The sequence below is a fragment of the Photobacterium makurazakiensis genome (genome assembly GCF_050336715.1).
GTDB classification, from domain to species: Bacteria; Pseudomonadota; Gammaproteobacteria; order Enterobacterales; family Vibrionaceae; genus Photobacterium; species Photobacterium makurazakiensis.
The window spans coordinates 43,369-52,741 of sequence record NZ_JAKJSJ010000050.1 but is presented as its reverse complement, the minus strand read 5'-3'; the positions used below and the strand labels follow the sequence as shown (position 1 = coordinate 52,741).

The window sequence follows — 9,373 nt, the reverse complement described above, 5'->3', positions numbered from 1 at the left end:
GGTTTTATTGCTCAGGCGATGAAACAATAGTTGTTACCGTACTTAACGGTGAGATATAAATCGGACGCGGGATGGAGCAGCTTGGTAGCTCGTCGGGCTCATAACCCGAAGGTCGTAGGTTCAAATCCTGCTCCCGCAACCAATTTACTTGTTGAAATACAAGCATGCGACACTAGCTCAGCTGGTAGAGCGCAACCTTGCCAAGGTTGAGGTCACGAGTTCGAACCTCGTGTGTCGCTCCAAATTCTATGAGCATCATGATGGACTAACTCATTGTGATACTCTTACTCTGCTGCCACTGCATAATGCATAGGTACGGCAAAGCTACTACTGTGAAGTATTAGTTCAAATGCAGCATTCCTGGGTTATTCGACTACCGATGGCCTTGTGTGTTGCCCAAATGTTCCATAACAATTGTTATCGGGAACGCTAAGAAGCAAGCAGCTTCAACTACATCATTTAAGATTTGCTTTACAGCCTTTATTGGCTGTTTGTCGTTATGACGCAAATGTAACTATGCTCTGTAGTCGATACCAAGTGTATCGATGTCAATTGACGACACATGCTCTTTGAATAAGTAATGGATAGCCTGATGGCTACCAACAGGGGTCTGTGAATCGTATCCGCTCTATTTATCCCAGTCTTATCTAGCTGGAATGCCTTGTCATTATTGGGCTAGTGTCCTTTATTGGGCCAAATTGTCACGATCGTACACAGAGTTATCCACAAAATCATCTTGTGGGTAAGTTAGTTGATACGTGTGCTGAGACCATGTGAACAAGTCTGTAATTATCTTTTATAATACACAAAAATCAAAAACTGTTGGTAATTTATCAACAGTTTAAATTGTTGATTTTAAAGTGAATTAATACCTTTATCCCAATCTTATATACAACTAGATCCATTCAATGAGTGATTGGATAAGTTTTTTTTGCGAGATGATTTTCACCTGTGTTTAATATTTCCATCTGGGTATAAATGGGAATAGATGAAAATGTTTTCCACATTAGAGCTGAACTTTGGCTCAGCTCTCATTTTGTGCTATCAGGGCTGGGTGTTTTGCAGGATGGGTGACGGCTAATAAGGTTTACGCGTCTCGTGGAAGGCCTTTTTCTACTATTCTGATGAGCCGTTTGGTTTTTCCTGGAAGAACGGTGATGGCGTCAACTTGGCGACGTTTTTGTTGTTGCTCCAGTGCCCAGTTGATATGGGTATCAAGCAGCTCATTTTCACCAAGGCGTTGCATTAACACATCAATAGTATTGGCATCATAAGGTGCATTTCCCATGGCGATAGTTAAATTACGTAGCCACTGTAAATGACCAATACGGCGGATCGCTGACCCTTCTGTATTTTTAAGAAACTGTGGCTCTGTCCATTGGAACAATGCTGTCAGAGGCTGTTGGTTGAGTGAGTCTCGACAATGATAATCAGACTCTTCTGTTAAGTGAGAAAAGCGGTTGAATGGGCATACGAGCTGACAGTCATCGCAACCATATATTCGATTACCAATGGCTTCACGAAACTCTTCAGGGATCACCCCATCATATTCTATGGTGAGATATGAAATGCAGCGCCTCGCATCGACGACACCTTCTTTGACAATCGCTCCAGTAGGGCAACTTGTCATACAGGCGACACATTTCCCACATTGGTCAGTTTCTGGGGCATCAACCGGTAGGGGCAAGTCAATTAATAATTCACCGAGAAAAAACCATGAACCAGCTTCTTTACTGAGTAGTAAAGAGTGCTTGCCTGTCCAACCCAGTCCAGCTTTTTCAGCTAACGGGCGTTCTAATATAGGCGCAGAGTCAACAAAAGGACGGTAGCCGAATGGCCCAACCTCTTGTTCGATAAGTTGCCCAAGTCGCTTAAGACGGTTGCGGATCAATTTGTGGTAATCACGTCCAAGTGAGTAACGACTAATATAAGCGGTATCAGGGTTATTAAGATTCTTGGCAAAGCCAGCGTCTGGTGGCAAGTAATCCATTCTCACGCTGATCACTCGAACGGTCCCTGGGTGAAGTTCATCGGGACGCGCACGCATCATGCCATGTCGAGCCATCCAGTCCATATCACCATGATAGCCGGCATCAAGCCAGCGCTGGAGCTGAGCTTCGTGCTGCTGTAAATCAATATCGCAAATCCCGACATGCTGGAAACCAAGTTCTTGGCCCCATTGCTTGATTTTTATAGTGAGATCGCGGTAATCGATAGTCATGGTGTTGGTACTTGGCTTAATTGGGGGCGGAAGTGTACCACAATCATTTTAGTTGGTGCGTGCAATTACAGTAACCAATTAACTTAAACAAGTGAGATCGAGCTGTATTCGCTCATGTGGTGATTGTGTCTGTAGTTGGAATTCGGCACTATCGGCAGAACAACGAATGAACAATGGTATTTGGTGGCTTACGAGGAAGGGATAATGGATCGAGCAGAACTGCCCACTCAACTGTATTTAGCCGAACAGGTACGCCAAGGAGAAAGGCAAGCAGCCCGCTTGATGAACCTTGAAATGTACTGCTTGATGGAGCGTGCTGGGCTTGCAGTCTTTGATTATATGACTAAGGCCTTTCCTTCTCCGACTGACATTTTAGTGTGTTGTGGTGGGGGGAATAATGGTGGTGATGGCTATGTGGTTGCACGGCTTGCGTTGTTGGCGGGTTATTCGGTAAGGGTTTGGCACCTTGGGGACCCTACTCAATTAACCGGTGATGCGGCGAAGGCGAAGCAAGCGTGGTTGGCTGCTGGCGGTCAAATTTCAAAACCAGAGCCGTGTCTTCCTGAATCAATAGGCGTCGTCATTGATGCGATTTTGGGTACTGGGCTAACGGGCTCTGTCCGATCCAATGCGCTTGAATTGATTAAAGCGATTAATATGTCTTGTTTGCCCGTTATTGCCGTTGATACCCCTTCCGGTGTGTGTGCCGATACCGGACAAGTGTTAGGTGGATCAATACAAGCTCAAGCCACCATAACATTTATTGGTTGTAAGCAAGGCTTGTTAACAGGGCAAGCGGTGAACTATGTCGGTGAACTGATTTTTGCTGGTTTAGAGGTTGAATCTATATTTCAGTCGGTATGCCAACCTTCAGCAAAACGTGTTACCCATGATGATCTGTCTGGTTGTTTAGGATCAAGAAAACGATCAGCGCATAAAGGGGATCATGGGCGGATCTTATGTGTCGGCGGTGATCGTGGCATGGGAGGGGCGATCCGTTTAGCGGCTGAAGCGGCTGCTCGTAGTGGTGCTGGTTTAACGGCTGTGCTAACTCAACCTGACAATGTATTGTCAATTGTTGCGGCTGTACCTGAAATAATGGCACAAGGTTGGCTAGAAAAAGCCCATGAAGCGAGTCAGAAGTTGGCATGGGCAAAGGTGGTTGTACTCGGTCCTGGGCTTGGAGTGTCGGATTGGAGCAAAGCACTTTTTTTCTATTTTGCTCATTCTGAAAAAAAAATGGTATTAGATGCCGATGGATTGAACTTATTAGCACTTTCACCAGACTATAAAAATAATCGTATAATAACTCCGCATCCAGGAGAAGCTGCCCGATTACTACAATGTACAATTGCGGATATTGAAGCCGACCGTTTCGCAGCGGTTAAAGCACTGCAGCATAAATATGGCGGTGTGGTGGTACTGAAAGGTGCGGGGAGCCTGATCTATGATGGTGTTGACTGCTGGTTATGTACCGCAGGCAACCCAGGGATGGCGACAGGAGGAATGGGGGATATACTCTCTGGCATTATTGGCGCTTTGGCTGGGCAGGGGCTGTCTTTGTCTGATGCTGCAAGGGTTGGAGTATTGATCCATAGCCTAGCAGCAGATCGATGCGCGAAAGATGGCGAGCGTGGTATGCTTGCGAGTGATTTATTCCCTCATATTCGACAATTAGTAAATCCTAAATTAAGAACATAATGCAAACATTCGAAACCTTGCTTGCCGATGAGCAGGCTACAGTTAATTTGGGCCATCAACTCGCACATGCGTGTGATCGCCAAACAACCATTTACCTTCATGGCGACCTTGGTGCAGGTAAAACGACGTTTAGTCGCGGTTTTATTCGTTCCTTGGGCCATAATGGTAATGTGAAGAGTCCCACTTATACGTTGGTGGAACCTTATGAATTACCGCCTTGGCAGGTTTACCATTTTGATCTATATCGATTAGCCGATCCTGAAGAACTCGAGTTTATGGGAATCCGTGACTATTTCACATCGGATGCCATTTGTTTGGTGGAGTGGCCAGAAAGAGGGCATGGTTTACTACCAGCCCCTGATCTAGAGCTGGATATGCGCTATGAAGGCGAACAGCGAAAAGTCACGGTTACAGCCAATAATGAATATGGTGAAGCATTAATCAAGCGTTTGGAGTTGTGTTGATAGGATGTCGTTACGGGCTTTTTTTCATATTGTAGTTTTAGGTGCTGGATTATTTATCAGCTCGTGGGCAATGGCTAATCAACTAGAAGGAATTCGAGTTTGGCCTGCACCGGATGAAACGCGTGTTGTGCTTGATATGCAGGAAAAAGCTGATTACAGCTATTTTACCCTGACTAAGCCTGATCGTTTGGTGGTTGATCTTAAGCAGACAACACTGAAAACCAAGCTACCCGTTGTTGTTAAAGATAGCGCGGTGCTAAAGACTATTCGCAGCAGTGGTGCGCCAACCAAAGGGACTTACCGTTTGGTGTTCGAAACCAAAACGGGTACAACCCCGTCATTGTTTACGTTAGCACCGACGCCTGATGGCCATTATAGCCATCGCTTAGTGCTGGATTTGCCGCATAAGAAAGCGGCGGTGAAGGCCGTTACCCCACCATCAGCAAAGCCTGTTGCCAACCAGCAAGCGATATTACCTTATGGTACTGATGATATTATTGTTGCGATAGATCCTGGCCATGGTGGTGAAGATCCCGGCTCGATCGGACCAACAGGTAAATACGAAAAAAATGTCAATCTCGATGTGGCTAAAAAGCTCCTAGCCCGCATTAATGCAACACCCGGAATGAAAGGGGTGCTGACTCGTAGTGGTGATTATTTTGTTAACCTTAACAAACGCTCAGAGATAGCCCGTAGTAATAAAGCACATTTACTGGTTTCTATTCATGCTGATGGTTTCCATAAACCTCAACCCCGAGGAGCCTCTGTTTGGGTGTTGAATACCCGGCGAGCAAACAGTGAAATCGGTCGTTGGCTTGAACAGCACGAAAAGCAGTCAGAACTGTTAGGTGGTGGTGACGTGTTGTCGGGTGGTAATGATGATCAATATTTGAGCATGGCGGTATTAGATCTGCAGTTTAGCCACTCGCAAAAAGAAGGCTACGATGTAGCTACGCGGGTTTTACGAGAGTTAAGTAAAGTCACCACTCTACATAAGCGTAAACCAGAGCATGCTAGTCTCGCAGTATTAAAGTCACCAGATATTCCATCGCTGTTGGTTGAAACTGGGTTTATTACTAACCCACAAGAAGAACGATTATTGAATGCTAGGTCGCATCAGAACAAATTATCTGACGCGGTGTTTAAAGGGATTTTAGCCTACTTTAATGAAAAGCCACCGGAAGGGACGTTGTTTGCTTCTCGCCAGCAAGGGGTGAAGCATAAAGTCACGAGTGGGCAATCGCTTAGTGTAATTGCTAGCCGTTACGGCACGTCTGTAGCTGCGATAAAACAGGCGAATAACCTCAAGTCGAATACCTTGAAGGTTGGCCAGACGTTGGTGATCCCGGGTAAAGCCCCGGTAACGGCACCAACAGCTGCGGTTAGTGCGACAACCACCAAAACGGTGACACATACGGTGAAGCGCGGTGATTTCCTTGGCAAGATAGCTAGCCAGTATGGAGTGACAGTTGCGAGTATCAGGCGTGATAACAAGTTACGTTCCGATGAACTTGCAGTTGGCCAAAAACTGAAAGTTTCAGTGAATGCTCCGGTAACGACACCTGCAAAGACTGCTGCGACAACCACCAAAACGGTGACGCACACGGTGAAGCGCGGTGAGTTCCTTGGCAAGGTTGCTAGTCAGTATGGCGTGACTGTCGCGAGTATTAGGCGTGACAACAAGTTACGTTCCGATGAACTCGCAATTGGCCAAAAGCTGAGAATTTCAGTGACGGTCCCGGTGTCGGTGGTCCATACCGTGCAGCGGGGTGATTTTCTCGGTAAGATTGCCACTCGCTATGGAGTGACTGTCAGTCGTTTGCGTGAAGCGAACCAATTACGCTCAGACAAATTGGCGGTTGGACAAAAACTTACTATTCCGAGTAGTTAATTATGCCTATTCAGATCTTGCCAGCTCGCTTGGCGAACCAAATTGCTGCTGGTGAGGTGGTAGAGCGACCCGCGTCGGTGGTCAAAGAGCTGGTTGAAAACAGCCTTGATGCCGGAGCCACCCGCATTGATATTGATATCGATAAGGGCGGTAGTCGCACGATCCGTATTCGAGATAATGGCAAGGGAATTCCTAAAGACGAGCTCAGTCTGGCATTAAGCCGCCATGCAACATCGAAAATTGCATCGCTCGATGATCTTGAAGCCATTGTCAGCCTTGGCTTTAGGGGCGAGGCACTTGCCAGTATTAGTTCGGTGTCACGGCTAACCCTAACGTCCCGTACCGCAGAGCAAGAAGAAGCGTGGTCGGCTTATGCCGAAGGGCGTGATATGGATGTGCAGCTGAAACCCGCAGCGCATCCTGTTGGCACCACGCTTGAAGCCTTGGACTTGTTTTTTAATACGCCTGCTCGTCGCAAATTTCTCCGCACTGAAAAGACTGAATTTGGCCATATCGATGAGCTGTTAAAGCGCATCGCATTAAGCCGGATGGATGTCACGATCAACCTAAGACACAATGGTAAGGTGATCCGTCAGTACCGAGAGGCAAATACCCAAGTTCAGAAAGAGCGCCGCTTGGCGGCAGTATGCGGTGGGCAATTTCTTAACCATGCGCTTGCAGTAGAGCTTGCCCATGGTGATTTAAAATTGTCTGGTTGGATTTGTAGTCCACAAGGTGCACGTTCACAAAATGATATTCAATATTGTTATGTGAATGGCCGGATGATGAAAGATAAGCTGATCAATCACGCAATCCGCCAAGCCTATGAAGGCAGTTTAGCGCCAGAGCAATATGCCGCGTATGCTTTATTTATCGAGGTTGACCCGCATCAAGTCGATGTGAACGTGCACCCAGCAAAGCACGAAGTTCGTTTTCATCAATCTCGCCTAGTTCATGATTTTATTTGCCAAGGCTTACAAAGTGCACTGATCCAAGGAAGTGATGAGTATGATGCCGTTGTTGCCCCTCCTCAACCCCGAGCGAGTGCGCAAGCGGCAGAATATGCATCAGCTTCTACGCCAGCCTATCCCGTGTCAGAACCAGATGCTGCGTTGAGTGCAGTGGCCAACACACCTGATTATCCGAATAAAGCGCCAGCGCGCGAGTGGTTGTCGTCAGAACCAAGTCCATCCACACCAAGAGGTGCCGGGCGCGATTATCATCGCCAAGAGTCCGTTGGGTTAGCGCGAGATTCGAAATCGCAATCATCAAACTCTGGTGGAAAGGGAGGGGCTGCTCGTTATAGTGACGATGGGCCGACGGAGCAAGAAGTTGCCGCTTATCAGCAGTTAATGAAAACGGTAGAGGCAGATCCAGCCACTGACCGTGCTAGCCCGGTTCAAGGTGGTCAGTCTCACTCTACCCCTTCAATACCTTCTCAACCGGTTCTACAGCCTCAAAAGGCAGCTGCTCCCACTCAGGTAATACAGCCTATCGAGCAAGTGACGCGTAGTGAAGCGATGCAGTTGACTCGCCAGGATGCCATCGATACCACCAATGGTGTGGGGTTAGGCAAAGCATTATGTCTTGTTAAGCAACGATATTTGCTCTTAAATCGTGATGATGGTGTTGTGTTGCTTGCGCTTGATCTCGGGTCGAAGCTGCGTGCAAAAGGGCAATTGCGTTTGGCGCAAACAGAAGGCTTAAAACCACAGCCATTGCTTATACCTCATTCAGTACCTGTTGAAGCGGGTATGATAGACTGTGCAGAGCAACATGCCTTATTGCTCAAACAGTTAGGTATTCAGTTAAAAGCGAAGGGTAAAACCCATTTAATCATAATGTCGGTTTGCCAGCCATTAAGGCAGCAGAACTTACAGCAATTGATCCCAGCGCTGGTTGGTTATCTCGCCGCTATTGCTGAAGACCCTGAGGCACAAGGATGGGATAAATTACTCGATTGGCTGGCACAGCAACTTGTGATCCCAACAGAATCTTACAGTTTGTCGCAAGCCATTCAGCTCGTTACCGAGTTGGAACAGCTTTGGGGCACTGAACTTGAAAACTATTATCCAAATTTGTTGCGCTCCGTCGATGTGAGTACAGCAATAGAAGCATTTAACTATGACTAAGCCATTACCACAGGCCATTTTTTTAATGGGGCCGACTGCATCTGGAAAAACTAATTTGGCCATTCGTTTGCGCCAAGAATTGCCAGTGGAGTTGATAAGTGTCGATTCAGCCCTTATCTATAAAGATATGGACATCGGTACTGCAAAGCCCGATGCCCAAGAACTTGCCTTGGCACCTCACCGTTTGATCGATATTCGTGATCCAGCGCAAAGTTATTCAGCTGCAGACTTTCGTGCTGATGCACTGAAAGAAATGGCTGATATAGTTGCAGCAGGGCGAATCCCAATGTTAGTTGGCGGTACGATGTTGTACTACAAGGCATTATTGGAAGGTTTGTCGCCTTTACCTGCAGCCGATCCGGTTATTCGAGCTCAAATTGAGCAAGAGGCGGAAGAAAAAGGGTGGCAGGTTTTACATGAGGAATTAGTACGGATTGATCCCGTATCCGGGGCTCGCATTCACCCGAATGATCCTCAGCGATTGTCACGCGCATTGGAAGTTTTCCGTATTTCGGGTAAAACTTTAACTGAGCTTACGAAAATTCAAGGTGATACCTTACCTTACAGGGTTCACCAATTTGCAATAACGCCCACGGACAGGGCTGTTCTGCATCAGCGGATCGAACAACGTTTTGAGAAAATGATCGAAGCAGGTTTTGAACAGGAAGTTCGAGCTTTGTATGAACGAGGAGACCTGCACCAAGATCTACCTTCAATACGTTGTGTCGGCTACCGTCAGATGTGGGAATATTTGGATGGGAAGTGCGATTTGGATGAAGCGGTTTTCCGTGGAATTTGCGCGACTCGTCAATTGGCGAAGCGTCAGATCACCTGGTTGAGAAGCTGGAAAGACCTGACGTGGTTGGATAGCAGTGACGTAGAAAGTGCGTTACAAACGGTCACAAACTCAATTAGATGTGACGTTTGATTAACGTGTATACTGGTTACTGTTTTGCGTATTTTT

At 46.8% G+C, this 9,373-nt stretch carries 6 protein-coding genes and 2 tRNA genes; 7 read left to right on the top strand and 1 reads right to left on the bottom strand.

Annotation, left to right across the window (positions count from 1 at the left end):
• Positions 1–65: 65 nt before the first annotated feature.
• Positions 66–142: transfer RNA gene (locus L4D09_RS20720), tRNA-Met, on the top strand.
• Positions 143–166: 24 nt separating this feature from the next.
• A tRNA-Gly gene (locus L4D09_RS20715) sits at positions 167–242 on the top strand.
• An 845-nt stretch (positions 243–1,087) separates the two neighbouring features.
• On the opposite strand, the gene queG is transcribed toward L4D09_RS20715, so the two are convergent.
• Positions 1,088–2,221 carry a tRNA epoxyqueuosine(34) reductase QueG gene (queG, locus tag L4D09_RS20710; RefSeq protein WP_428459432.1) on the bottom strand — a complete coding sequence of 378 codons (1,134 nt, stop codon included), beginning with the start codon at positions 2,219–2,221 and terminating at the stop codon, positions 1,088–1,090.
• Positions 2,222–2,425: 204 nt separating this feature from the next.
• Between queG and L4D09_RS20705 the strand changes: the two genes are divergently transcribed.
• Genes L4D09_RS20705 through miaA form a run of 5 tightly spaced genes read left to right on the top strand, consistent with a single transcriptional unit; the run spans position 2,426 to position 9,337 of the window.
• Positions 2,426–3,922 (top strand): NAD(P)H-hydrate dehydratase, encoded by a 1,497-nt coding sequence (locus L4D09_RS20705; protein ID WP_428459431.1) that lies wholly within the window; start codon positions 2,426–2,428, stop codon positions 3,920–3,922.
• A complete protein-coding gene (tsaE, locus tag L4D09_RS20700; protein ID WP_428459430.1) occupies positions 3,922–4,386 on the top strand; it encodes a tRNA (adenosine(37)-N6)-threonylcarbamoyltransferase complex ATPase subunit type 1 TsaE in 465 nt (154 codons plus the stop codon). The genes L4D09_RS20705 and tsaE overlap by 1 nt, the downstream gene beginning before the upstream one ends.
• Positions 4,387–4,390: 4 nt before the next feature.
• Entirely contained in the window at positions 4,391–6,277 is a 1,887-nt protein-coding gene (locus L4D09_RS20695; RefSeq protein ID WP_428459429.1) for a LysM peptidoglycan-binding domain-containing protein, read from the top strand.
• 2 nt (positions 6,278–6,279) lie between these two features.
• The gene (mutL, locus tag L4D09_RS20690) at positions 6,280–8,409 is read left to right on the top strand and encodes a DNA mismatch repair endonuclease MutL (protein ID WP_428459428.1); all 2,130 of its coding nucleotides are present in this window, start codon (positions 6,280–6,282) and stop codon (positions 8,407–8,409) included.
• Positions 8,402–9,337, top strand: a complete 936-nt coding sequence (gene miaA, locus L4D09_RS20685) for a tRNA (adenosine(37)-N6)-dimethylallyltransferase MiaA (RefSeq protein WP_428459427.1) — start codon at positions 8,402–8,404, stop codon at positions 9,335–9,337. The genes mutL and miaA overlap by 8 nt, the downstream gene beginning before the upstream one ends.
• The last annotated feature ends 36 nt before the right edge of the window (positions 9,338–9,373 follow it).

Excerpts from the sequence above, each read along its gene's own strand:
- mutL (WP_428459428.1), top strand. The coding sequence starts at position 6,280 with ATGCCTATTCAGATCTTGCCAGCTCGCTTGGCGAACCAAATTGCTGCT.
- tsaE (WP_428459430.1), top strand. The coding sequence starts at position 3,922 with ATGCAAACATTCGAAACCTTGCTTGCCGATGAGCAGGCTACAGTTAAT.
- queG (WP_428459432.1), bottom strand. The coding sequence starts at position 2,221 with ATGACTATCGATTACCGCGATCTCACTATAAAAATCAAGCAATGGGGC.
- miaA (WP_428459427.1), top strand. The coding sequence starts at position 8,402 with ATGACTAAGCCATTACCACAGGCCATTTTTTTAATGGGGCCGACTGCA.
- L4D09_RS20705 (WP_428459431.1), top strand. The coding sequence starts at position 2,426 with ATGGATCGAGCAGAACTGCCCACTCAACTGTATTTAGCCGAACAGGTA.
- L4D09_RS20695 (WP_428459429.1), top strand. The coding sequence starts at position 4,391 with ATGTCGTTACGGGCTTTTTTTCATATTGTAGTTTTAGGTGCTGGATTA.